The organism is Clostridium intestinale (assembly GCF_035905475.1).
Classification (GTDB): Bacteria; Bacillota; Clostridia; order Clostridiales; family Clostridiaceae; genus Clostridium_T; species Clostridium_T intestinale.
In genome coordinates this window covers 1,525,910-1,548,830 of record NZ_CP121166.1, presented here as the reverse complement: position 1 = coordinate 1,548,830, position 22,921 = coordinate 1,525,910, and the positions used below count along the sequence as shown (strand labels likewise).

The following is a 22,921-nucleotide window of genomic DNA, read 5'->3' as shown; positions in this document are numbered from 1 at the left end:
TGGGTGAATATGATATAATAGATTTATAATTGTAAGTTTATGCAAAATAAGGATTGTTAAAAAATATACAGATAAAATAGTAATTTATAGAGGTGAATATATTGAAAATTATAGTGAAAAAAGAAGATGTGGAAAATTATGAATATTATTTATGGAATAGATTTATAGAATGCTTGATTAATGAAGAGTTTGGTGCTGATTTGTCTCAAATACAACAAGTAGCAAAACTTTGTTTTTGGTATGATACAGAAATGAATAATGGTGGTCATAGTGGCTATTTTGATTGTTATGCAGATGAAAATTTTGATAAAGTTGAAAAGTCACTTATTAGCATTGGAGCAGAAGAATATGCAAAAAATTTCAAAATTGCTATTGAAATAGGTGAAAATAATGATTATATAAATGAAGATAATAAATTTGGAGAATTAGCTCCTGTATTAACTGATATTATTGAGAAATATGTTAGTGATAATATTAATGAATTTTTTATCATTGAATGATAGATTCTTATTTTATAGAGTTGATATAACACAATTTTAGAATCAGTTATGGCGTATATTTCCTATATTATGCAAGTAGAACTAAATATAAAGTTATTATAATACCGTAATAATCAAAAATGAATATGCGGTATTTTTTAGTTCGCAATACAAAAATAATATCAAGTATATTGAAATCATTGAGAAGCAAATGGTTCTTTAAAAGATGGATAAATATGATATAATCAACTCATAAATGCAAAGATTGAGAACTGAGATTTAAACTTAATAGTTTTTATTAGGGGTGTTAAAGTGAAAATATTAAAGTATGATCTATTCCCAGAAGCGTATGGTTCTAATGGTAGATTTATGGCTAAAGAAGGTACTTCAGCAGAGTTGATAATTGATACTGGAATGCTTCAAAATTCTGATTTTGACAAAGTGATTCCCAAACTTAATATATTGAATGAAATGTTTTTAAAAGGGGAATATCCTCGTGCAGGGGAATGGGAACCTTTTGAAATAACGCAAAAAGAGTACGAAGAACTAATACTATATCTATGCTCTTTGCCATTATCAAGACCATATAGGATTCTTGAAAGTATATAAGAATTCAATTATTTAAGTAAATAAAAGTAAATATGAAGATATAAAAACACCGTATTATTCAAAAGAATTTACGGTGTCTTTTAACTTGAATTTCAAAATAACATCAAGTATTTTAAAGCTGTTGTGCATAAGAAGAGAATATAACACAAGTATCTACTTTAAACTTTTTTATAAATATTCTTGCAAGTATTTATTTTCAACGTAGACTAATGCTTTATCAATATTGGGAAATAAAATAAAATTAGGATAACTATTGTCTATATTTTCAGAATAAGTTAAATGAATGATAACATATCTTTCTCCACTAATCAGATACATAACATCGTCATTAGAATCACATTTAATTATTGAATGTATGATTTTCCCATATAAAGGATGACCTTCTTATATCTCACGATTTGCTTCTTCTATAAAATATTTATTTGTATAAGGTATATAAGACCAATTAAAGTCTTCACCATATTTTTTCACCAATTCATTAAATAAACTTTCAAACATAATAAAACAACCTCTAAAAATAGTATTTGGATTAGTTATATCTAAACCATAATTGTATTTTATTTAATTATACAGTATGAAAGCATATGGTTACAATATTTTACACTCCCTACACATTCAACGAAGCAGTAGCTCCAACCAAGTTTATCTCTAAGGTTTCATTGTCCCAGGTTATATTTTCTATAACTTCTTTGATGATAACCCTTTTTGCATCTATGTCTTCTATATAGTCAAAAAATTCTTTTATGGTCTTTATGTGTGATGAGATGCTTATGATTTTAGAGTCTATGTCTTCAGCGGCCATTTGATCTAAGTTAATCTGACTTAATCTTTTTTCGTGAGATAGGTTTTCGCTTTTTATGGTCTTGAGTTCACTTTCTATAAGTTTAATGGTGTCAGAGTCCTCAATTAAAGCAAGTTTTCTTATAAGGCCTTGTATTAGCATGTTGTTATGGGAGATGGTCTTTTTAAGGTTGTTTGACTCGTTTTGTAATTCTTGTTTTGTTGCTTCAGAGTTTTCATTACTGGAGTATAAGTTAACTATAGTTTTGGTGTCTATGTTTTTTAGAGCATTTATTATTGCATCTTCAGCAGCATAGGCATTTAACATTTTAGTGGAGCATCTGGTACTAGCTCTATTTCTAAGTTCACATCTATAGTATTTCTCAAGCTTATTTATCTTCTTATTTAAGTGGCTCCATGCAGTCATGCTGCTACCACAGTTAGCACATTTAACTAAACCAGATAACAAGAATCTATTGCTGGTATTAGATCGTGGAGAAGGTTTGGATGAGTTACTCTTTAAAATCTCCTGGCATTTTAGCCATTCTGAAGAAGGAATAATACCAGGATGAAGAGCAGCTGATATTATCCACTCATTAACAGGTTTATCTTTCCTACCACCTTCACGTTTGTTATAAACCATTAACCCATGTTTACCATCAAATTCATTGCATAGAGTAGCTCCAAACTCATTAAAGTAACTATAGACCTTATCATCTGCAAAGGTGTATACAGGGTTAATTAAGATTTGGAGAACTGTATTCCTAGAGAAGTTTCCACCATTTTTGCCTTTAACATTGTTAGTGCAAAGGTGCCTTGATACAGTGGAGGTACTTCTTTTTTCAAGATATAGAGAGAAGATATTTTTAACAATAGACATCTCGCTATCAACAACTTCAAGCTTATACATCTTCTTTATATTTTCCTTACCTGAATATTCAACAGGAACAGATTTAAAGCCAAGTGGAGGAGTACCACCAAGCCAACGCCCTGTCTTAGCAAGTTCAAGCATATTATCCTTTATTCTTTCAGCTATAGTTTCACGCTCTAATTGAGCAAAAACTGAGGAGATATAGACCATAGCTCTACCCATAGGAGAAGATGTGTCAAACTGTTCTTTTATGCTAACAAATTCAATATTATTCTTCTGTAACATTTCAAGAGTAGTAGAGAAGTCAGCAACATTACGAGAGATTCTATCAAGCCTATAACATATTAAATAATTAAAACGCTTTTTCTTGGCATCACTTAATAACTTTTGAAAGTTGGGTCTATTAGTATTGCCTCCAGAGAAACCTTCATCTTCATAGATAAGAAAATCAGTTATTCCAAGGTTGTTACCATACTGCTTGCACAATTCTATTTGATTTTCTACAGATTCTCCTTTCTCAGAGAGTCTGCTTTTTCTACTATATATTGCAGCTATCATAAATTCCCTCCATAAGTTGATTAGTTATGTAATTGAAACGTGTTTTTGAAAAGAGAACAGATCTAAGTTTGCATTCAATAATTTCATGAGTAACCCTAAAGTACTCAGCTAGTTCTCCTATAGATGGGCTAATAGATTTATTTATAGCCTGAGCAAGATCAAAGTCACTAATCAAGAAATTAGAAGCCCAAGTACGAGCTTTAAGTTCTTGCTTTGATTTCTCTAATTTCTCAGAGTAAGTTATACATTCAACAGTTAAATCACCCATAGAAGTAAAGTGGTGACCTAATTCTTCAGCTAGTATTGATAATAAAGTTTTTTCATCTTTAAGTATTTTTTTATTAATACCTATGATTGGAGGGAGACCAGGATACTTTATGTAAGCACCTATCATGTTTTTATAAACAAACTTAACCTCATCAATAACTATGCCATTTTCTTCGATAATATTATAAATATCTAATAGCGTGATCATTCTAATTCCCCCTTAAAGTCATATGATAAAATAGTATACCATAAAAATGAGAACTTATGTTCTCTTAATTTTAAATTTATGCAAATATAAAAGGTGCCCTTTATGGACACCTTAGTTAAATGGAGTGTTTAATTGAATTCTAGTATTTAATTTTTTTGATAGTTTTTCTTTTAAAAAGGATATACAAAGTTTCATTAAAAGCACTCCTTAAAAAAGTGTCCGTTATGGACACCCTTTTGTGTTAAGTATATAGCTAGTACCTTTTCTTATTCTTTCTACTTTATATTCTTTATCTAATAAATATAAAGTATATTGAATGATAGATTTTAGACGTACATCAAAAAAAGAATAAATATCTTTTTGAATTATTCCAGGATTTTTTTTAATAAAATCAAGTAGAATTTCTTTTGCATTTTTTTCAAATTCATACTGGAACTTAAGATTTTCATAGTTTAATAGTATATGGTCTAGTTCTTGTTTAACAATATCTATATAATCAAAATCAGGGCTTTTGCTATTATGGCGATGTTGCCACCGTATTGAAAAATACTTTTTACCTCTCGAGCCTTTTGATATACAGAATTCTTTGAAATCGTAATATGAGTCAATTGTTTTTTTATAAAACTCTATTTTTTCATCAATGTTTCTTGATTCACGTGCATTAGTTCTAAAATTCACAATAGAATCCTCATATAAATTGACATGTTTTTCGTATTTATCGAAAAATTTTATATGAGGTTTTGTTTTAAAATAATAGATTGTGTTAATAAAAAATCTAAGGACTAAATTTATCATTAGTTACTTTTCCCATACTTATGTTTTAAAAACTCTATATACTCTTTAAGTTCTTTTATAGCTTCAGGTGGAAGATCAGCATCATAACCATCAGAGTTATGTAATGCTATGGTATATTCTCCATCATCCTTTTCTTTTATTGACAGTATTTCATTATCTTCAATATATCCAGCCGCCATCATCAAATCTTCATATCTAATCCCATTATGAGCTTTTAGGGATAATTTTTTTAATACTTCTGGAGTAGGTTTTTGTCCATTCATTATCCTAGATAGGTTGCCCGCACTTACATCAGAATGTCTTGCGAACGCATTTAAAGTCCTATCACCTTGAGCTAGTTTTAAAAGCTTTATTAGTTCATTATCCACCTGCAAATCACCTCACTATAAATAGTATATTTTTGTTATTGCACTAACGCAACAATAATGCAATATTTTACAAAAAAAAGTGTTGCACAAAAGAAATGCTAGTGCTATAATTGCATTAAAGAAACGCTTTTAAGAAATGGGGGTGGTTAAAAATGAAGTTTAACATAAATAAACTTTCTACAGTTATAAATGAAGACTTTAGTGGGAATTATAAGGCGTTTGCTACTGAAATCAACGTAAATTCAACTACAGTTTATAGAATTTTAACTGGAAGATCCAATGCTGGGGAAAAATTTATTGCTAATTTTATGTTATTTTGTAATTCAAAAAAGTATAAATTCGAGGATTTTATTTTTTTAAGATAAGTGTTTCTTCAAAGAAATGGTGCTGAGATTTATATTTTAAAATATTTCTTGAAAATCTTAAAATTATGGATTAGCACTAACAAAGTTTTAAGTTGCATGAGTTTGAATTTAACTTAAAGAAAAGAGCAGAGTAAGTGGGAACTCTGCAAGAATGAAATTTATATGTATTTAGATGTGATTAACATAATTTAATTATAAATGTCGAGAGGTATAAAAGGAATGAATGAAACTTGCGTAAATTACTATAAAACTTGCAGAGAGAATGCAGGTTTAACCCAAGCTAAAGCTTCTGAGATATTAGGAGTTAGTGAAAGATCTATATCGGACTATGAGAACAAAAAAACAAGGGTTCCATATGAGATAGTTGCAATAATGGCTAGAAAATATAATTCGCCTGAGTTATTGGATTACTATTGTTCCAAGGAATGCCCAATAGGGATACATAAAAAGATAAAGCAATTAGAAATTAAGTCCTTAGAGATAGTAACTTTACAAATGATAAGTATTTTAAGAAAAGTTGAAAGCGTAAAAGGCACATTGCTTGATGTAACAGAAGACGGTGTAATAACAGAAGATGAACTACCAAGATTAAAAGAAGTGGTTAATTATTTTGATAAAGTCAGTCAAGCAGCTAACGAGTTAAAGCTTTGGGCTGAGAAATATTTAGTAAATTTAGCGTAGTTAACTTCAATTTATATAAAAGTAAGGTAAGTAACTTATTAATAATGAGTTTCATAAGATGGAAAAAAGGAGGGATTTACATGGGGAAGTTAAGAACAAAGTTTAAAGTTGAAGTTAATTATCCAACTACAGAAGAAGGCATAAGAAAATTTGAAGAAGCAAAAGCCAGAGGAGTACTCATGGGATTAAAGACTAAACACACTGACGAAGAGATAAGACTTGTCATAGAAATGCTTAAGAAGCAGATAAAAGAGGAGTCAACTAATGGGTGATTTATTATATAGAACATAAAAAAATAAACCCTTATAAAAGAGTTTATTACACATACGAGTATTTTGCTACGATGCTACCAACATCGTAGCTCCATTATAACTTTTATATTGAAATATGTAAAGTGAGGGAGCGTAAAAAATGAAAAAAATTAAGTTAGAGAGAATTGTTTGGACAGATAATCATGGCAATAAAAGGGTTGCTTTTGTAGGAAAGAATTTTTAGGAGGAGTAGGGTTATGACTAAAATCGTTAGTTTTTTAAACATAAAAGGTGGAGTAGGTAAAACAAGCTCTGTAGTTAATATTGGAGCTGTTTTGGCTAACAAAGGTTACAGAACATTAATTATAGACACGGATTCTCAAGCCAATGCAACTAGGTACTTAGGCAGGGAAGGAAATACACAAAATTCAGTATACAGTATTTTAGCTAATGGAAAAGGTGACTATGTAAAGACTGATTATGAGAACTTGTATTTAATGCCTTCTAACATGAAGCTTCTAGGTATTCAAGGTACAGCTCCAGATGGGATTGTTGAGTTTATGCTTACAAATTGGATAACTGGTATTAAAGATAACTTTGACTACATTTTAATAGATTGTCCACCATCTTTAAATAATTGTACTTTAAATACATTGATAGCTAGTACTCATGTATTTGTACCTATGAAGATAGACCAGTTTTCAGCTGATGGGCTTTCATATCTTTTAAGTACAGTAGATCAGATAGGCAAGCTATACAATCCAGAAGTTAAGATGGCAGGAATATTTATAACTATGGATAGAGCTACTACCTTGAATAAGCAAAAGAAGAAAGAGCTTAGAGAAGTCTTAGGAAATAGGATACTTAACCAAACAATCAGAGAGAATGTATCTTTAACTAAAAGTACCTTTGAACAAAAACCTGTTGTTTATTTAGATAGAAAAGCTGCTTCATCAAGAGACTATAGAAAACTTACAGAGGAGATTTTAGATGTCTTGGCTAGATGATATAGCTAATAAGATTAATAAGGAAGATGAGGTTTCTAAGGAGAGGAGTATAAGCTTAGATAAGCTTATACCCTCAACTAAGAACTTTTATGGAATTAGAAATATTGATGAATTGGCAGAGTCTATTAAAAAACAAGGGTTATTACAAAACTTGGTGGTTAGAGAAATGAACACAGGATATTTTGAAATACTAGCAGGGCATAGGAGATATACAGCTTTAAAGCAATTAGGAGAAGCAGAAGCAAAATGCAATGTTTTAAAAAATATTAATGATGAACAGGCTGAGATTATTTTGATAATTACAAATAAAGAAACAAGAGAATTGACCCCTACAGAAAAGATGAAAGGGGTAAGAAGATTAGAAAGACTTTATAAAAGTGAAAGAACAATAGGTGACCTTAAGGGTAAAACTAGAGACCTTATAGGAGAAGCTATGGGACTATCAGGTACTCAAATAGGCAGATACATGAAGATTGATAAGAAGCTTGATGAGGAACTTAAAGAGGACTTAGATAAAGACAAGATAACTCTGTCCCAAGCAGAAGTAGTATCAAACCTAGAACCAGAAGAACAAAAGCAAATAGCTAAACAAATTAAGGAATTAGATCCTAAAGAATCAAAAGAAGAAATCAACATCCTCATAGAAGGAATTAAGCAGCCAGTGGAAAGAAAGCGAGATAGAGAACTGCTAAAAGAGATTTATCCAGAACCTAAAGCTAAAGAAAAGAAACCTAAATCGGATAAGTTCATCTTTAAAGATAAAGAGCAGCTAAAAATAGTAGAAGTGCTTTGTGATGAAAGAGTAAAAACATTAAAGGCTATGCTGCCAAAGGAAGGTCAGAAATGGACTGAATTTGACTATGAAGTAAAAGGTCAATTTGATGCCTTTGACTTAATGAGAATGACGTTGAGAGATAGCGAGTATTCGGATGGGTTGGTATATGAGATACCAGGGATAGAAAGTTGTGAAGAAGATTAAGCCCCTTTACCCGCAGGGCAAAATTAAAATTAAAAAGAATCATATCTGAAGAAGCCTAAGCTTCAACAAATATGATTCTAAAATAGTAAATATTAAAGTAGTTCCTAAAGATGCTTATTAGTACTTTTTAAGATATATAGGCTTCTCCATCACCTATAATCACAATTCTGTGCTCTGGTTTTAATGATATTAAATTGAATTTTTGTGATTTAGGCAGTAGGCGTATGGCTTGTTGTACTACCTGATTTTCATCATAAATCTGCAAAAATATAGTACCTTTTTCAGATATATTTTGAATATAGTAAAGATTGCCTTCCGAAAAATTAAAATCAGATACTTTATAAACCCCTTCTTTAAAGGTATTTTTACTTGGAACTGCGTTAGCTTTATATGGAATTAAGAATAAGAACAGAAGAATTAAAAAAGTACTTGTAAATTTCCTCATATGCATAACCACCTTTCATAGTTATTGTGAGGATAAGAAAAGTTAAATATTCATAAATTGGAAAAAATCTTAAGAACATAAAAGAATCATATCTGAAGAAGCCTAAACATCAACAAATATGATTCACCTTTTGAGTAAAGAAACAGATTAAACTATTGAAAGGGTTAAATGCGTGGAAATTAAAAAACATTTTGCCTTAACTGAATTGTACCAAGGAGAAAATTTCAAATCAAGATACAATTCTTATAAGCAAGGTATTCAATAATAGGTTTCTCTATGGAGCTATATTTATACTAGAAATGTATGGAAAAAGAGTTGAAGTAACTTAAATACGCACATTTTATGAAGTTTAATAGACGATTAGCCAGATAAGAAGTTAACCAGATAAGAAGATAACCAGAAAACCAGTTAACTGGATAAGAAGTTAACCATTTAACCAGAAAACCAGTTAAACAGAAATACAGGAAATAAGAAAAAACATAACTCACAATCCATAAAGATAAAGGTTATGATATATGACTGAAGCTAGGGAGAGTGAGCTTGTAACAGGGTTCTTTGAAAAGTGAATAATACGGTGTTTACAGTTAATTGTTTTAATATGGAAAATATGCTATAATTTCCATGATTGGGTTAGACTGTGAGGGAATATATGAGAATATTTAATAAAAGAATTAAAGAAAAGTATATTAAAGTAAGAAATAATTATGAAAAATTACGTATGAATCTAGAACAAGCCTTGAAAATTTTATTAGAGGAAGAAAAAATCAGTTATCTATCTGTAATTAGTAGAGTAAAAGATGTTGATTCATTTTATGAAAAAATTAGTAGAAAAAATTATGACAATCCATTTGTGCAAATAGAAGACATATGTGGCATAAGGATAATTTGCTATTATAGAAGTGATATTGAAAAAATATGTGAAATAATTAATAGAGAATTTGAGGTTTTAGAATCCCAGGATAAAGAAGAGTTATTAAATCATGATCAGTTTGGATATAGGTCACATCATTTTATTATAAAAGTTAAAGAAGATTGGCTTAAAATCCCTAACTATAGAGATTTAAAGGACTTAAAAGCTGAAATACAAGTAAGAACAAATTTAATGCATACTTGGGCTGAAATAGAACATAAACTTGAGTACAAAAAAGATGAGGATATACCAAAGGAGTTCAAAAGAAGATTTTCCTTTTTAAGTGCAAAACTAGAAGAGGCTGATGAGCAGTTTGAAGCTTTAAAAAATGATATTAACCAATATAGAGAAGGAAATGTTGAATTATTAAGATTGAGGAGCGAAGAAATTAGTAATTTGAAATTAAATGCAGAGAATTTGTGTGCTTTTTTGAATTTCAATTTTCCTGAAAGAGGTGAAATGTGTATTGATGATGTAGGAGATTTGCTTAATGAATTACATTCTTACGGAGTTAGTATTCAAATGTTAGGAGAATTTTATAATAAAACAAAGCCCATTCTTCTTTCTATGGAAGAAGATGAAAATGATACTGATGATGAATTGCTATGGAATCATGAGGGAATTGTTAGAGCGATTTTAGGGCTGTGTTTAGAATCATATCCTAAGAGTGGATTGCCTTTAGATGATGTTGAAGAGAAATATAAAGAAATTTTAAAAAGTGGAGATATATAAACAGTTAAACACCGTATTATTCAGAAATGAATTTACGGTGTTTTTTTGCATTAAAATGCTGTAAACCCGCATGAATACTATATATTCTTATCAATATATAAAGTTATATTGTTATATTTATAAGAATATATAAAGTTATATTTTTAAGATTTTACAGAAGAGAGGGATGAAATTATGGCTAAATTTAGATATGTTTATACAGATTTTTGGAATGATACAAAAGTTATAGAAAGATTTACACCAGAAGATAAGTTATTTTGGCTTTATCTTTTGACTAATTCACATACAAAACAAATAGGAGTTTACAGAATCCCTAGGAAGGTTTTAGCCTTTGAGCTTGGGTATAGTATAGAAGCTACTACATCGTTACTAGAACGCTTTGAGTACAATTATAAGCTGATTAAATATAACAAAGATACTGGTGAGGTGGCTATAAAAAATTGGGGTAAATATAACCTAGTTAATGGTGGACTACCTATTGAATGTTGTATAAAGTCCGAATTAAAAACTATAGATGATAAATATCTCGTCTTATATGTACTTGATGGAGTGAAGAATGAAAAATTAAAGTTATTCATCATTGAATGCTTAAAAGAATACGGTACGTACTACGGCACCTATGACGACACGTACCACGATACGTCAACAGAAGAATCAAGTAAAATCGCAAATGTGGAAGAAAATAACAAAGGGCGAAATCAAGCCATTCCTACGGCACGTACTACGATACGTGGGGAAAATAAAAATGAAAATAAAAATATAAAAGAAAATATAAATAATATATATAGTGTGCAAGACACTTCCTCAGATGAAACATCTGAGACTTCATCCCCAAATGATACAAGCAAAGTTCCATATGAAGAAATTATAGCTCAGTATAATGCTATCTGTAAGTCCTTACCTAAAGTTAAGGCTAGGTCAAAAGCTCGTGATAAGTCTATGAAAGCTCTTTATAGAAAACTTAAAAGCCTTGAAAAGATTGCAGAGCTATTCTCAAAGGTTGAATCTAGTGATTTTCTATCTGGTAGGGATGGAAAATGGTCAAATTGTGGTTTTGATTGGGTATTAAAAGAGTCTAACTATATAAAAATTCTTGAGGGTAACTACGATAATAAATCAAAGACTCAAATCGTGAACCCAAGTAATAATACAAACTATCAAAGCTCTAATAAGGGCAAGTTAAGGTTTGACAATTTCACTGGCCGTCAATATGACTATGATGCCTTAGAGAAAAAGTTATTAGGCTGGGATGATGAGGAGGATAAAGATGAATAAAGTAGTTCTTATAGGGAGATTGACAAAAGATCCAGAGCTTAAGTTTACACCAGGTAATGGAACAGCTGTAACCACAGTAACACTAGCAGTAGACAAGTTTAATTCATCAACAGGTAAGAGAGAAGCTGATTTTATTTCAGTGACTATATGGGGTAAACAGGCTGAGAACACAGCTAACTATATGACCAAAGGCAGCTTGATGGCTATTAGTGGGAGAATTCAAACAAGATCTTATGATGGGAAAGACGGTACTAAGAGATATGTCACTGAAGTAGTTGCAAATGAAGTCAGTTTTTTAAGCTATAGAAAACAAGAATCTATACCAAGTTTTGATGATATGACTCCAACAGATGATGGTGATATACCATTTTAGGGGAGGGGTTAAATGTCAGTAGTTTTAAGTGATAAAGAGTTTGATGTTATATCCAAGTTCTACGACCATGCAGATAAACTTTATCATCACGCAGACGAAATGCAGTTAGTTACTCAGTACAAAGGTGAAAAGATAAACTATCTCGCCACTTTAAGATATAAGCAATTAACCAAAGAAATTTTAGATAAAAAGCAGCAAGAATCAAAAAACGTCCGTGACGGACACTTTAAGAATTTAGTGAAATAAATTAACAAAAACTTTAGTTTACTTTAAGAAAAGAAATATACAATATAGATAATTAAATATCAGTTAACATTAGGGGAGGAGAATGAAGATGAGAAAAGTACTATCGATAATAGAGAGAAAGCGAAGAAGTTTACATAAAGCTATGGATATGTATGGAATTAGTGATAATAGGGTATTAACTAAAAGTATAGAGCTTGATAAGCTGATACTTATAGAGCAAAGGAGAAGATTATGTATATTAAATACTGCCAAGTCTTTCAATGCATGTGCAACGAAGTAAAAGACATTATCAAAGGTTATGAGGTTGTATGTAGTGCAGAATGTCATAACTGCCATGAAAGCAAAGACTTGAAAAAAGAAGAAATAGAAGAAGAAATTTTAGGAGGATAATTATGAAAAGCACAGGAATGGTAAGAAAAGTGGACGAGCTCGGAAGAATAGTAATACCAAAGGAGCTAAGAACAGTAATGAATATAGACATTGCAGACTCACTTGAGGTATTCACTGAAGATAAAACAATGATCCTAAGAAAATATAATCCAGGCTGCACTATCTGCGGTCACATAAACGGTGGACAAAGCTTTAAAGGGAAATATGTTTGTGAGGATTGTATAAAAGGGATTGGGGAGTAGCTTATATGGTTTTATTGGATCTTTGGAAAAAATGAATAGTGTGGCATTAGGAAATATATTTTGGTTACTCGTTATATGATATAATTAGGTAATTTAACTATGAAATGAGAGGTCACTTAAATATGATAAATTACAAAACAAAGTTGGTTCAAAAAATCGGAATTATATGTGGAATGTTAAGTTCCATAGTATATATTTTTCATGTATTCTTAGGGGCCAATATGTGGGGAGAATATTCTTCTATAAAGCAGCCAATTAGTGATTTAACTGGAGAAGGAGCTCCAAATGCTGAACTTCTTAGGATTTTTACTAGTATATATGGAATATTAACAATAGTTTTTGCTATTACTTTATATTTAAGCATAAAAAAATATGCAAATATGCCTTCTAAGATAGGTATGATTTTGTTAATTATAATGGAGATTTCATCATTTCTTGGATATTCATTATTTCCACTTGATGAGACAAATGCAGGAATGACATTTCAAAATCTAATGCATATTATTGTAACTGTAATAGTTGTAATTTCAACTATTGGCTCAACATTTCTTATTGGGACAGGCTTTAGAAAAATAGAAAATATGAGAAAGCTAGGGTCATTTGTTATCGTATGTGGATGTATAATCACAATTTCGGGAGCTTCTACAGGAATTATTATATCAAACTCTATTCCTATTTTAGGATTAATAGAGCGTATAAATATTTTTACAGTGCAACTAATGATTTTTATACTATCATTTTTCTTAGCAAGAAATAATAAATACAGAATAACATTGTAATTAAATAGATTAGAAATGAGGTAAAAATGAAAGGAAAAAGGAATACTGATAAGCTAGTAACCATCTTGCCTAATATGGATTTTTGTTGGTATTCAAAAGAAATAGATAGAGCTATAAGGCTTTGGGATTATGGTACAGGCATAAAAGAAATGTCTAGAATTTTAAAAAGAAGCTGTGAAGAAGTCTTTATGCTGCTAATGCATTTATCCCTAGAAGGTAAGATAACTCAAAGAGAAGGTTATGTATGGGGAATAAACAATTTTAATTAAACAAAAAAAGAGAGCTGCAAGTTTCCAGACATATAAGCTCTCTTTAAACCTCATTTAGTTACATATATTATAACATAGATGTGATTAAGGAGGAAGAAATTTGATAAGCCAAGGAAAGTTAATAGAAGGAATGTTAAATGATTATATTGATTTAGAAAACTCAATAAAGAATTTAGAACTAGACATTGAGGAACTAGAAAATGATTATGTGGGTATATCATCAATAAGTATGGGGGAAAAGTCTAGTCATACATATAAAATAAATAGACCAACAGAAAATGAAGTCTTAAGCAAGGATGAGAAACTAACAAGATTAAGAGAACTTAAAAGATCAAATGAAATAAGAAAAGAAAGAATAGATAATGCTCTAAATGTTTTAAGTGATAATGAGAGAGATGTTATTTACTTTAAATATCTGAAGTATAGAAATAAGTCCTGGTGTTTTGTAGCCAAGCAGATGGATCTTAGTGAAGCCTGGGTAAGAAGATTAAGAGATAAAGCTATTGATAAGATGATTACAATAGTTTATCCAGGTAAGAATGAATTAAGTAGAAAAATAATATAACTTTAGTACTTATAATATTCAAGTTCCTTAAAAGCATCTATGAGTGGGTAGGTGCTTTTATTTTTAAGAGTAATAAATAGTTGTTAACAGAATGTTTATTGCGATGACACATAGAAATAATATAATAAAATCATAAGATGACCATAAGTTTTTTTCATTATTTGTTTCCTTTTTATAGAGTAGTCACTGTTAGGTGGCTGCTTTTTTGCTGTCCATTTTAATGTGAGTATAATTATATGTGCAAAATTTACTTAAATTATAAAAAGTAAAATAATATGTGGGAAATTGTAGTAAATAAATCCTTGAAATTACAAAAACATACAATATATAATATAAACAGATTAATTTTGAGGGGGACGTAATAATGAAAATACAATCAAAAAAGAAATTTATCGCATTTAGTTTAGTAGTAATATTAGCAACAATATTCTCTTTGACATGGATTCAAGGAAGTAATGCTTCAGCTGCTACAGTTGGACAACAATTAACAGCGCCGGAAGCTGGATGGCAGAGATTTGATGATACTGATAGTAATTTTAAATATACAGGAAATTGGACATTAGCAACTTATTCAGGTAGATATAAAGGTGCAAATAGATATACTCACAATAAAATAGCATCTGTAAAATTTGATTTTTATGGGACTAAATTAAGAATAATAGGAAATTATACATCGGATAGAGTAAAGCAATATATAAAAATAGATAATGATATTTATGATTTTAGTACATATAACAGTTCATTAATAGACGGACAATATTTAGTATTTGAAAAAACAGGATTAGCAGAAGGAAGACATATGGTAGAGGTTTATAACTCAGAGAATTTTAGCGAGAATAGAAATTCTTCTGCATGGGATGCAATAGATATAGATGAAAATGGGTACTTGATAGATTCTTCAGCTGTATTAGCTAATGAAATATCATTAAATAAAACATCATTAAGTTTAAATATGGGACAAACTGAAGATTTAATAGCAAGTATAAAACCAGATAATGTATCTATTAAAAATGTTACATGGACATCAAGTGATGAAAGCATAGCTACAGTTGATGAGAATGGAAAAGTTATGGCTATTAAGCCAGGTAATATTACAATAACAGCTAAAACAACTGATGGAACTAATTTAACTGCGACTTGTACTGTAACAGTTGTTCAACCTAGTAATGATAGAGCTATCTTAGCTATAACAATGACTAATGGTCAAACTAAAGAATATGATTTACCTAATAGTGAAATAGAAGCTTTCACTAACTGGTTTGATAGCAGCAATGGTAAAGGACAACCTAAGTTTGGATTCAATAAGAAGATTCAACCATATAAAGAAGTAAAAGAGTATGTAGTATTTGATAAAATATCTTCATATGAAGTTAGATCATATACAATAAGCAATTAGTATTTTAGGAGGACATAATGATGAAAATAAAATCAAAAAAGAAATTTATCACATTTAGTTTAGTAGTAATATTGACAACTATATTTTCTTTAATCTGGGTACAAGGGAGTAATGCTTTCGCTACAACAGTAGGTCAACAGTTATTTAATCCAGAAGCTGGATGGCAAAGATTTGATGATACAGATAGTAAAATTAAATATATAGAAACTAATGATGGAAGAATAAAGGATACTAGTCATGATTATAATGGAACTAGACATCTAAGTTTGCAAGGAGATAAAATAATAATTAAGTTTTATGGGACTAAATTTAGGATAATAGCAACCAGATGGAATAATTCTGGAAAAAACAACTTGATAAGTATAGATGGAGTTGAGTCAGGAACTTTTAGTAATTTTACAGATAATCTTACTGTAAGTACAACGAGAAGAGTTCTTGTATATGAAAAAACTGATTTGGAACTTGGAGTACATACTATAGAAATGACAGCAACTGAGGAAATGATGTTTGATGCAATAGATGTAAATTCAGAGGGATATTTAGTTGATGCATCAACAGTTGCTGCAAACGAAATATCATTAAATAAAACATCTTTAAGTTTAAATGTTGGACAAGTAGAAGGCTTAATAGCTACTTTAAAACCAGATAATGCAGACAATAAAAGTGTTACATGGTCATCAAGTGATGAAAGCATAGCTACAGTAGATGAGAATGGAAAAGTTACTGCTATAAAAGAAGGTAGTGTTACTATTACAGCTAAAACAGCAGATGGAACAAACTTAACTGCAACTTGTGCTGTTAATGTAATTACAAATAATGAGAGTGTAACTGTAGAGTCAGAAAAAGATAAACTAGCGCTTAACAGTGAATTTACTACAGATATAGTTCTACATAATGTTAAAAATATTTATGCAGAAGACTTTACTGTAGCATATGACAAAGATTTGTTTGAATATGTAGGCTATGAAGATATAGAAGGACTAAAAGTATTTAAAGAAATAAAAGATACTGATAATGGAAAACTTAGATTTATAGTTGCTAGTTTAGGTGAGGAAAATGGAATAAATGAAGATAAAGCAGTGGTAAAACTTAAGTTTAAAACTAAAGCAAGTGGCAAAGGTAAAATAGATGTATTAAAAACACGTATATCTGATAATGAAGCTCTTGAAAAAGACATATTAGAAGAGAATTGCGGAGAGAAAGAGTTTGAGATATTTGCTGATGTCAATAGAACAGGAGATTTTACATTAATTGATCTGGGTATTGATGCATATTACTACGGAAAAAATGTGGCTGATACTGACAAAACTAAGTATGATGCTGATGTAATATCTAATGGGGTTATTGATGATGCTGACTTAGCAGAAATAGCAGAGCAAATGATTAAAAATGATAAATATGAACCAAATAACTAATTGAAGAGAGTCTTTTTAGGCTCTTTTTTATACTTAAAACTAATGATATTAAGTAAGTATCATAAAAGTAGCAGAATAATATCACTTTAGTATGTAGAATAGTTTCATTTCTTTGTGATATCATTTAAAATGTGATGATAAGTTGATTCCTTAAAAGCATCTATAAGTGGGTAGGTGCTTTATTTTATTAAAGTAAATTAATAGTTGTTAACATAATATTTATTGTCATGACACATAAGAGACACATAATGTTTATATAATAAATTCATAAGTTGAAATTAAGTTTTTCATTATTTAGTTCTCCCTTTTAATAGAGCAGCTGCTGTTGGGAGGCTGCTTTTTGTTATCTATTTTAATAGCAATATAAAGTATTCTTACAAAATTTACTTATATTATAAAAAGTAAAATAATATGTGGGAAAATGTAGTAAATAAATCCTTGAATTTACAAAATAGTACAAGATATAATACAAGTAGATTAAATTTGAGGGGGACACAATAATGAAAATACAATCAAAAAAGAAATTTATCGCATTTAGTTTAGTAGTAATATTAGCAACTATATTCTCTTTAACTTGGATACAAGGAGATAGAGTTTCAGCTGCAACAGTTGGACAACAATTAAAATCTCCAGAAGCTGGTTGGAGAAGATATGATGATACTGACAGTAAAATAATATATTCAGGAAATGGATGGCAGATAGAGAATAACTCAGTAGAATACAATTCTACAATGAATTATAATGTAACTGATTCTAATGCCAAAATACGTTTTAAGTTTTATGGTTCGAAATTAAGATTGATAACAGATAGAAATTCAAATAGATCAAGTTCACAAGTTTTTAATGTAAGTATAGATGGGATTAATGTTGGCAATTATGCAACTTATGGAACCCCTCTTGGGCAACGTTTATGCTTTGAGAAAACTGGTTTAGAAACAGGAAATCATATTGTTGAGATAACAACTAATATGCTATCTTACTTTACTTTTGATGCAATAGATATAGATGAAACAGGATATTTGATAGATGCATCAACAGTTGTTATAAATGAAATATCATTAAATAAAACTTCTTTAAGTTTAAACATAGGACAAACTGAAGACTTGATAGCGACAGTAAAGCCAGACAATGCAGAAAATAAGAAAGTTATATGGGCATCAAGTGATGAAACAGTAGCTACAGTTGATGAAAATGGAAAAGTTACAGCAATAAAGGCTGGTAATGTAACAATAACAGCTAAAACAACTGATGGAACTAATTTAACTGCAACTTGTGATGTAACAGTAGTTCAACCTAGTAATGATAGAGGTATATTAGCTATAACAATGACTAATGGTCAAACTAAAGAATATGATTTACCTAATAGTGAAATAGAAGCTTTCACTAACTGGTTTGATAGCAGCAATGGTAAAGGACAACCTAAGTTTGGATTCAATAAGAAGATTCAACCTTACAAAGAAGTAAAAGAGTATGTTGTATTTGATAAGATATCTTCATATGAAGTTAGAACATACACAGTAAGTAATTAATTAAATAATTATAGATAGGCACTCAAGTTATTGGGTGTCTTTTTTTATATCCTAAATCAAGGAGGCTTAGTAAATGTCAACGAAAAGAAAACTTAATTTAAACGTCAAATTTCATGGAGATAAAGTGATATGTGCTAAGTCTCCTATTGAATGTAAGAAGTGTATTGATAGTAGGTCATGTGAAAACATGACATTATTTTATGATCCTTTTGAGGGAATAAATGAATGTATGAAGTCTAGGAGCTACAAAAGAGAAAAAGGAGCCATAAGGCAAAGGTAGGTGAGATGATGTGCCAAGAAAGGTTCCAGCTAATTCTATACCAGAGAGAAGCTATAATAGGTTTAAATATAAACTAGAAGAAATGAGTAAGGAATATCCAGATAGGAATCTTATGATGTTTTATATAGGTGTTGCTACTGGATATAGAACGCAAGATATAGTGGATTTAACTATAGGTCAGATTAAAGAATCTCTTGAGGATGAGAGATTTATGATCCAGGAGAAGAAGCAATACAAAGCTTGGGAAACTCACATAAAGAATTATCCTAACTCTAAAAAGAAAAGACCACCACCAAGAGAAGTTATGATTAAACCAAATCTAAGAAAGTTATTAAGGGAATATATCAAAGGCAAAAGTAAATCTGAATATGCTTTCCCCTCAAATAAGAATGAACACATCTCAGCTAAATCATATTCTGAAATCTTAAATGCTGTTGGTAAGAGTTTAGGACTTAAGAATATAAGTGGCCATAGTATGAGAAAGACCTATGCAAGTAGATTGTGGGAGGCTAAAAGAGATTTAGAATATGTAAGAATAGCTTTAGGGCATATGAATATTGAAACAACTAAGAGGTATTTAGGATTAGATAATGAGATTAAAGATGATGCAGCTGCTTTAGCTGATGACAAGCTTTAATTTTTTTTTGACCTTATAATCGGTAAAAAAGTGGGGTATGCAGATTCAAAGAGAAAATAAAAAATTCCTACTATTATATGTATATAAAAAATGATATCCGTAATCCTATAGCTTATTACCGATTTAAAGATAAATTAAAAAAGTGCTTTAAAGTTAGTCATATCAATGGATAGAACCAGTTTTATGAAATCATTGCTTTTGGCGGATTTTTTTAGGTCACCAGGAGGGCTCTAATAAGGGTTCTGGAGGACTTAATTGAAACCTAAAAAATCAAAAGTTATAGTTATTTTGAAGAGGATTAACTCAATCAGTGCCTTATATGCGTTTAAACATCAAAGCTCTGGGAGAAAAGTTATAGTTTAAAATAAGATAATGAAATAAAAGGAAAAAGATGTCCGTTATGGACACTTTTCATATGTTCATTTTGGGTAAACTCTAAAGAGTACATGAAATAAATAAAGAAATTAATAGATAAACATACTAAAATCTAATCAAATAGCCTTCAAAAGTGTTCAGTGAATTTTACATACTTAAAATGAACACTTATAATATAATTAGGGGTGAGATTATGATTTTTGGATATGTAAGAGTTTCAACTAAAGAACAAAATGAAAATAGACAAGTGAAAGCTCTTAAAGATTTTTGCAATGAGTTAAAAGATGAGAATATCTATATGGATAAAGAAAGTGGAAAAGATTTTAATAGAGAACAATACCAGGAACTTAAAAAGCTATTAAGGCAGGGCGACACATTAATAATAAAAGAACTTGATAGACTTGGAAGAAATAAAGAAAGTATAAAAGATGAACTTGATTACTACAAAGAAAAGAAAGTTAGGGTTAAAATTTTAAATATACCAACTACATTAATGGATTTCCCTGAAGGTAGTGAGTGGGTGTTTGAAATGATTAATAATATTTTAATTGAGGTTCTTGGAGCTATTGCAGAAGAAGAAAGAAATAAAATAAGAAGCAGACAAAGGGAAGGAATAGAGCTTGCTAAAAAAGAGGGTAAGTATAAAGGTAGACCACAAGCTGAATTGCCAGAAGGATTCGAAAAGTTATATAAACAATGGAAAGATAATAAAATTACGGCAATACAATTTACTAGCCTTCTTAAATTGAAGAGTAGAACAACATTATATAAATATATAAAAAGATACGAAGAAAAGAATTATAAGTAAGGTGTCCAGGATGGACACCTTTTATTGTGGAGGTAATTAATATGAGTAGAGTACGAAGTCCAAACAGAGATAAAGCTTTTGAAATATATAAAGAGCATGGTGGAAGAATATCTTCAAAGGAAATAGCTGATTTATTAAATGAAAAGGTAAGTAATATAAACTCATGGAGAAGTCAGGACACATGGAAATATAAACTTAAAGGGAGAGCTGGTGCACCTAAAGGGAATAAGAATGCACTAGGAAATAAAGGTGGAGCTCCTGAGAAGAATCAAAACAGATATAAACATGGGTTCTACTCTAAATATCTTCCTAAGCAAGCATATGATATTTTTGAAGCTATAGAAGAAATGAGTCCATTAGAAATACTATGGAATAATATAAAAATGAAATATGCTGCTATAATAAGGTCGCAAAAGATAATGCATGTTAAAAGTAAAAGTGAAATGATAAAAGAGCTTAAGAAATCAAAAGTAAAAACTAAAGATAGAAGCACAGAAAAAACTTCAAGTAATGAATCTGAAGAAGAGTTTGAATATGAATTTCAATTCGCATGGGATAGACAAGCAACATTCTTAAGGGCACAGTCAGATGCTATGAGAACATTAAGCAACATGATAAAGCAGTATGATGAAATGCTTCATAAGAATTGGGATTTAGCTACAGAAGAACAAAAAGCACGTATTGAAGTATTGAAAGCAAAACTAGGAAATACAGAAGGTTCTTCAAGTAATGTAGTTATTGTAGATGATATAGATGATTAAAGTAAGACTTAAATCAATAATTGCATCTAGTTTCTATGCGCTTCATAACGACCTAAAGAGAGGACTACATACACATTATTGGCTTAAAGGTGGAAGGGGTAGCACTAAATCCTCATGGATATCTATTGAAATAGTTCTTAATATAATGAAAGATGCAGAGCAAGGGATAATGTCAAACGCTCTTATACTGAGAAGGGTAAAAGATACATTATCTGAATCGGTAAGAGATCAAATTAAGTGGGCAATAGATATTTTAGGTGTAAGTGATGAGTGGCATGTACCAGAATCTAAGCTAACTATAACATATAAGCCTACTGGACAAGTTATAAGATTTAAAGGTGCAGATAATCCTAAGAAAGTTAAATCTACTAAAGTTCCTAAAGGATATATTAAATACATATGGTATGAAGAAGTAGATGAGTTTGAAGGAAAACCTAAAATAGACACTATAAACCAATCACTAATGAGAGGTGGCCCTAAGTTTTTTGTATTCTATTCATTCAACCCTCCAGAGTCACAGAGGAATTGGTGTAATCAAGAAGTTCTTGAGGCTAGAGAAGATAAATATGTCCATCATAGTGATTATAGAAGTGTACCAAGAGAATGGCTAGGAGAACAATTCATAATTGAAGCTGAACACATGAAGAAAGTTAATCCCACTAAGTATGAACATGATTATTTAGGAGCTGTAACTGGTACTGGTGGAGAAGTATTTAGAAACTTAACCATTAGAGAAATAACAGATGATGAAATAAAAGTATTTGATAGATTAAAGAATGGATTAGACTTTGGTTATGCAGCTGATCCACTAGCTTATTTATTGATGCATTATGATAAAACAAGAAAGAAGCTCTATATCTTTGGTGAGATATATAAAGTTCAGTTAAGTAATAGTAAAGCTGTTGAAGCAATTAAGAAGCTGAACCCCTTAAATAAAAGAGTAACATCAGATACAGAGCCAAGAACAATAAATGAATTCAAGAAGTTAGGGTTAAATATTATAGGAGCTAAGAAAGGACCAGATTCAGTTGAACATGGTCTTAAATATTTATCTGAAGAAATAGAAGAAATAATAATAGATCCTGTTAAATGCCCTAATACAAAAAGAGAGTTCATGGAATATGAAATAGAGAAAGATAAGAATGGAAACTTAAAAGGTGAATATCCTGATAAGAATAACCACACTATTGATGCTGCTAGATATGGAATGGAAGATGAAATTAATAGTAAGAAGATTAAGGTTAGTAGTAAAGCGAAAATAGGATTGAGGTGATAA

Annotated in this window: 29 protein-coding genes and 2 pseudogenes; 25 read left to right on the top strand and 6 right to left on the bottom strand. The window is 30.1% G+C overall.

Annotated elements, in window-relative coordinates; translation table 11 throughout:
- Positions 1-101: 101 nt before the first annotated feature.
- The gene (locus P8F83_RS08100; protein WP_326514195.1) at positions 102-500 is read left to right on the top strand and encodes a DMP19 family protein; all 399 of its coding nucleotides are present in this window, start codon (positions 102-104) and stop codon (positions 498-500) included.
- 291 nt (positions 501-791) lie between these two features.
- Positions 792-1,088, top strand: a complete 297-nt coding sequence (locus P8F83_RS08095) for a hypothetical protein (RefSeq protein WP_326514194.1) — start codon at positions 792-794, stop codon at positions 1,086-1,088.
- A 607-nt stretch (positions 1,089-1,695) separates the two neighbouring features.
- Here P8F83_RS08095 and P8F83_RS08090 read toward each other — a convergent pair.
- The 4 genes from P8F83_RS08090 to P8F83_RS08075 all read right to left on the bottom strand — a co-directional run bounded on the left by P8F83_RS08090 (position 1,696) and on the right by P8F83_RS08075 (position 4,935).
- A complete protein-coding gene (locus P8F83_RS08090; protein WP_326514193.1) occupies positions 1,696-3,297 on the bottom strand; it encodes a recombinase family protein in 1,602 nt (533 codons plus the stop codon).
- Positions 3,278-3,772 (bottom strand): ImmA/IrrE family metallo-endopeptidase, encoded by a 495-nt coding sequence (locus tag P8F83_RS08085; protein ID WP_326514192.1) that lies wholly within the window; start codon positions 3,770-3,772, stop codon positions 3,278-3,280. Before P8F83_RS08085 ends, P8F83_RS08090 begins: the two co-directional genes overlap by 20 nt.
- Before the next feature lie 222 nt (positions 3,773-3,994).
- A complete protein-coding gene (locus P8F83_RS08080) occupies positions 3,995-4,450 on the bottom strand; it encodes a hypothetical protein (RefSeq protein ID WP_326514191.1) in 456 nt (151 codons plus the stop codon).
- Between the two features lie 116 nt (positions 4,451-4,566).
- A complete protein-coding gene (locus tag P8F83_RS08075; protein ID WP_326514190.1) occupies positions 4,567-4,935 on the bottom strand; it encodes a helix-turn-helix domain-containing protein in 369 nt (122 codons plus the stop codon).
- A gap of 152 nt (positions 4,936-5,087) precedes the next feature.
- Here P8F83_RS08075 and P8F83_RS08070 point away from each other — a divergent pair, with 152 nt between their 5' ends.
- The 5 genes from P8F83_RS08070 (at position 5,088) to P8F83_RS08050 (ending at position 8,218) form a co-directional block, all read left to right on the top strand.
- Entirely contained in the window at positions 5,088-5,300 is a 213-nt protein-coding gene (locus P8F83_RS08070; RefSeq protein ID WP_181600534.1) for a hypothetical protein, read from the top strand.
- A gap of 219 nt (positions 5,301-5,519) precedes the next feature.
- A complete protein-coding gene (locus tag P8F83_RS08065; protein WP_326514189.1) occupies positions 5,520-5,981 on the top strand; it encodes a helix-turn-helix domain-containing protein in 462 nt (153 codons plus the stop codon).
- Between the two features lie 80 nt (positions 5,982-6,061).
- Entirely contained in the window at positions 6,062-6,253 is a 192-nt protein-coding gene (locus tag P8F83_RS08060; protein ID WP_021801668.1) for a hypothetical protein, read from the top strand.
- 236 nt (positions 6,254-6,489) lie between these two features.
- Positions 6,490-7,239 (top strand): ParA family protein, encoded by a 750-nt coding sequence (locus P8F83_RS08055; RefSeq protein WP_326514188.1) that lies wholly within the window; start codon positions 6,490-6,492, stop codon positions 7,237-7,239.
- Positions 7,223-8,218 (top strand): ParB/RepB/Spo0J family partition protein, encoded by a 996-nt coding sequence (locus tag P8F83_RS08050; RefSeq protein WP_326514187.1) that lies wholly within the window; start codon positions 7,223-7,225, stop codon positions 8,216-8,218. The genes P8F83_RS08055 and P8F83_RS08050 overlap by 17 nt, the downstream gene beginning before the upstream one ends.
- A 127-nt stretch (positions 8,219-8,345) precedes the next feature.
- Here P8F83_RS08050 and P8F83_RS08045 read toward each other — a convergent pair whose 3' ends face one another.
- Complete coding sequence (locus P8F83_RS08045) at positions 8,346-8,663, bottom strand: hypothetical protein (protein ID WP_326514186.1); 318 nt, start codon at positions 8,661-8,663, stop codon at positions 8,346-8,348.
- Between the two features lie 649 nt (positions 8,664-9,312).
- Here P8F83_RS08045 and P8F83_RS23565 point away from each other — a divergent pair.
- A pseudogene (locus P8F83_RS23565) lies at positions 9,313-9,756 on the top strand (GTP pyrophosphokinase); the annotation flags it as partial.
- Here P8F83_RS23565 and P8F83_RS23560 read toward each other — a convergent pair.
- Positions 9,714-9,968 (bottom strand): annotated as a pseudogene (locus P8F83_RS23560) (hypothetical protein); the annotation flags it as partial. The pseudogenes P8F83_RS23565 and P8F83_RS23560 overlap by 43 nt on opposite strands.
- 511 nt (positions 9,969-10,479) lie before the next feature.
- On the opposite strand from P8F83_RS23560, the gene P8F83_RS08035 reads away from it, so the two are divergent.
- The 17 genes from P8F83_RS08035 (at position 10,480) to P8F83_RS07955 (ending at position 22,918) form a co-directional block, all read left to right on the top strand.
- Complete coding sequence (locus P8F83_RS08035; RefSeq protein ID WP_326514184.1) at positions 10,480-11,580, top strand: hypothetical protein; 1,101 nt, start codon at positions 10,480-10,482, stop codon at positions 11,578-11,580.
- Positions 11,573-11,953 carry a single-stranded DNA-binding protein gene (locus P8F83_RS08030; protein ID WP_326514183.1) on the top strand — a complete coding sequence of 127 codons (381 nt, stop codon included), beginning with the start codon at positions 11,573-11,575 and terminating at the stop codon, positions 11,951-11,953. The genes P8F83_RS08035 and P8F83_RS08030 overlap by 8 nt, the downstream gene beginning before the upstream one ends.
- 12 nt (positions 11,954-11,965) lie before the next feature.
- Complete coding sequence (locus tag P8F83_RS08025; protein ID WP_326514182.1) at positions 11,966-12,199, top strand: hypothetical protein; 234 nt, start codon at positions 11,966-11,968, stop codon at positions 12,197-12,199.
- Between the two features lie 82 nt (positions 12,200-12,281).
- Entirely contained in the window at positions 12,282-12,479 is a 198-nt protein-coding gene (locus tag P8F83_RS08020; protein WP_326514181.1) for an aspartyl-phosphate phosphatase Spo0E family protein, read from the top strand.
- Positions 12,464-12,589 carry a hypothetical protein gene (locus tag P8F83_RS08015; protein WP_326514180.1) on the top strand — a complete coding sequence of 42 codons (126 nt, stop codon included), beginning with the start codon at positions 12,464-12,466 and terminating at the stop codon, positions 12,587-12,589. Before P8F83_RS08020 ends, P8F83_RS08015 begins: the two co-directional genes overlap by 16 nt.
- 2 nt (positions 12,590-12,591) lie before the next feature.
- On the top strand, positions 12,592-12,831 hold the full coding sequence (locus P8F83_RS08010) for an AbrB/MazE/SpoVT family DNA-binding domain-containing protein (protein WP_326514179.1): 240 nt from the start codon (positions 12,592-12,594) through the stop codon (positions 12,829-12,831).
- Positions 12,832-12,953: 122 nt separating this feature from the next.
- A complete protein-coding gene (locus P8F83_RS08005) occupies positions 12,954-13,610 on the top strand; it encodes a DUF998 domain-containing protein (protein ID WP_326514178.1) in 657 nt (218 codons plus the stop codon).
- Between the two features lie 26 nt (positions 13,611-13,636).
- Positions 13,637-13,879, top strand: coding sequence for a hypothetical protein (locus tag P8F83_RS08000; RefSeq protein ID WP_326514177.1), 243 nt, complete (start codon positions 13,637-13,639; stop codon positions 13,877-13,879).
- A gap of 100 nt (positions 13,880-13,979) precedes the next feature.
- A complete protein-coding gene (locus P8F83_RS07995; RefSeq protein ID WP_326514176.1) occupies positions 13,980-14,444 on the top strand; it encodes a sigma factor-like helix-turn-helix DNA-binding protein in 465 nt (154 codons plus the stop codon).
- A 364-nt stretch (positions 14,445-14,808) separates the two neighbouring features.
- Positions 14,809-15,840: an Ig-like domain-containing protein gene (locus P8F83_RS07990; protein ID WP_326514175.1), complete on the top strand. Its 1,032-nt coding sequence runs from the start codon at positions 14,809-14,811 to the stop codon at positions 15,838-15,840.
- A 17-nt stretch (positions 15,841-15,857) separates the two neighbouring features.
- The gene (locus tag P8F83_RS07985) at positions 15,858-17,255 is read left to right on the top strand and encodes an Ig-like domain-containing protein (protein ID WP_326514174.1); all 1,398 of its coding nucleotides are present in this window, start codon (positions 15,858-15,860) and stop codon (positions 17,253-17,255) included.
- A 500-nt stretch (positions 17,256-17,755) separates the two neighbouring features.
- Positions 17,756-18,784 (top strand): Ig-like domain-containing protein, encoded by a 1,029-nt coding sequence (locus P8F83_RS07980; RefSeq protein WP_326514173.1) that lies wholly within the window; start codon positions 17,756-17,758, stop codon positions 18,782-18,784.
- A 73-nt stretch (positions 18,785-18,857) separates the two neighbouring features.
- Positions 18,858-19,064 carry a hypothetical protein gene (locus P8F83_RS07975; protein ID WP_326514172.1) on the top strand — a complete coding sequence of 69 codons (207 nt, stop codon included), beginning with the start codon at positions 18,858-18,860 and terminating at the stop codon, positions 19,062-19,064.
- 10 nt (positions 19,065-19,074) lie between these two features.
- Positions 19,075-19,701, top strand: coding sequence for a tyrosine-type recombinase/integrase (locus P8F83_RS07970; protein ID WP_326514171.1), 627 nt, complete (start codon positions 19,075-19,077; stop codon positions 19,699-19,701).
- 568 nt (positions 19,702-20,269) lie between these two features.
- Positions 20,270-20,884: a recombinase family protein gene (locus tag P8F83_RS07965; RefSeq protein ID WP_326514170.1), complete on the top strand. Its 615-nt coding sequence runs from the start codon at positions 20,270-20,272 to the stop codon at positions 20,882-20,884.
- Between the two features lie 41 nt (positions 20,885-20,925).
- Positions 20,926-21,645 (top strand): phage terminase small subunit, encoded by a 720-nt coding sequence (terS, locus tag P8F83_RS07960; RefSeq protein WP_073021890.1) that lies wholly within the window; start codon positions 20,926-20,928, stop codon positions 21,643-21,645.
- A complete protein-coding gene (locus tag P8F83_RS07955) occupies positions 21,638-22,918 on the top strand; it encodes a PBSX family phage terminase large subunit (protein WP_326514169.1) in 1,281 nt (426 codons plus the stop codon). Before terS ends, P8F83_RS07955 begins: the two co-directional genes overlap by 8 nt.
- Positions 22,919-22,921 lie beyond the last annotated feature (3 nt).

Bases quoted from the DNA above. Each gene is read 5' to 3' on its own strand.
- P8F83_RS07965 (WP_326514170.1), top strand. From the start codon at position 20,270: ATGATTTTTGGATATGTAAGAGTTTCAACTAAAGAACAAAATGAAAAT.
- P8F83_RS07980 (WP_326514173.1), top strand. From the start codon at position 17,756: ATGAAAATACAATCAAAAAAGAAATTTATCGCATTTAGTTTAGTAGTA.
- P8F83_RS08085 (WP_326514192.1), bottom strand. From the start codon at position 3,772: ATGATCACGCTATTAGATATTTATAATATTATCGAAGAAAATGGCATA.
- P8F83_RS07975 (WP_326514172.1), top strand. From the start codon at position 18,858: ATGTCAACGAAAAGAAAACTTAATTTAAACGTCAAATTTCATGGAGAT.
- P8F83_RS08070 (WP_181600534.1), top strand. From the start codon at position 5,088: ATGAAGTTTAACATAAATAAACTTTCTACAGTTATAAATGAAGACTTT.
- P8F83_RS08020 (WP_326514181.1), top strand. From the start codon at position 12,282: ATGAAGATGAGAAAAGTACTATCGATAATAGAGAGAAAGCGAAGAAGT.
- P8F83_RS08015 (WP_326514180.1), top strand. From the start codon at position 12,464: ATGTGCAACGAAGTAAAAGACATTATCAAAGGTTATGAGGTTGTATGT.
- P8F83_RS07955 (WP_326514169.1), top strand. From the start codon at position 21,638: ATGATTAAAGTAAGACTTAAATCAATAATTGCATCTAGTTTCTATGCG.
- P8F83_RS07985 (WP_326514174.1), top strand. From the start codon at position 15,858: ATGATGAAAATAAAATCAAAAAAGAAATTTATCACATTTAGTTTAGTA.
- P8F83_RS08060 (WP_021801668.1), top strand. From the start codon at position 6,062: ATGGGGAAGTTAAGAACAAAGTTTAAAGTTGAAGTTAATTATCCAACT.
- P8F83_RS08000 (WP_326514177.1), top strand. From the start codon at position 13,637: ATGAAAGGAAAAAGGAATACTGATAAGCTAGTAACCATCTTGCCTAAT.
- P8F83_RS08055 (WP_326514188.1), top strand. From the start codon at position 6,490: ATGACTAAAATCGTTAGTTTTTTAAACATAAAAGGTGGAGTAGGTAAA.
- P8F83_RS08035 (WP_326514184.1), top strand. From the start codon at position 10,480: ATGGCTAAATTTAGATATGTTTATACAGATTTTTGGAATGATACAAAA.
- P8F83_RS08050 (WP_326514187.1), top strand. From the start codon at position 7,223: ATGTCTTGGCTAGATGATATAGCTAATAAGATTAATAAGGAAGATGAG.
- P8F83_RS08045 (WP_326514186.1), bottom strand. From the start codon at position 8,663: ATGAGGAAATTTACAAGTACTTTTTTAATTCTTCTGTTCTTATTCTTA.
- P8F83_RS08010 (WP_326514179.1), top strand. From the start codon at position 12,592: ATGAAAAGCACAGGAATGGTAAGAAAAGTGGACGAGCTCGGAAGAATA.
- P8F83_RS08025 (WP_326514182.1), top strand. From the start codon at position 11,966: ATGTCAGTAGTTTTAAGTGATAAAGAGTTTGATGTTATATCCAAGTTC.
- P8F83_RS08030 (WP_326514183.1), top strand. From the start codon at position 11,573: ATGAATAAAGTAGTTCTTATAGGGAGATTGACAAAAGATCCAGAGCTT.
- terS (WP_073021890.1), top strand. From the start codon at position 20,926: ATGAGTAGAGTACGAAGTCCAAACAGAGATAAAGCTTTTGAAATATAT.
- P8F83_RS08065 (WP_326514189.1), top strand. From the start codon at position 5,520: ATGAATGAAACTTGCGTAAATTACTATAAAACTTGCAGAGAGAATGCA.
- P8F83_RS08005 (WP_326514178.1), top strand. From the start codon at position 12,954: ATGATAAATTACAAAACAAAGTTGGTTCAAAAAATCGGAATTATATGT.
- P8F83_RS08090 (WP_326514193.1), bottom strand. From the start codon at position 3,297: ATGATAGCTGCAATATATAGTAGAAAAAGCAGACTCTCTGAGAAAGGA.
- P8F83_RS07990 (WP_326514175.1), top strand. From the start codon at position 14,809: ATGAAAATACAATCAAAAAAGAAATTTATCGCATTTAGTTTAGTAGTA.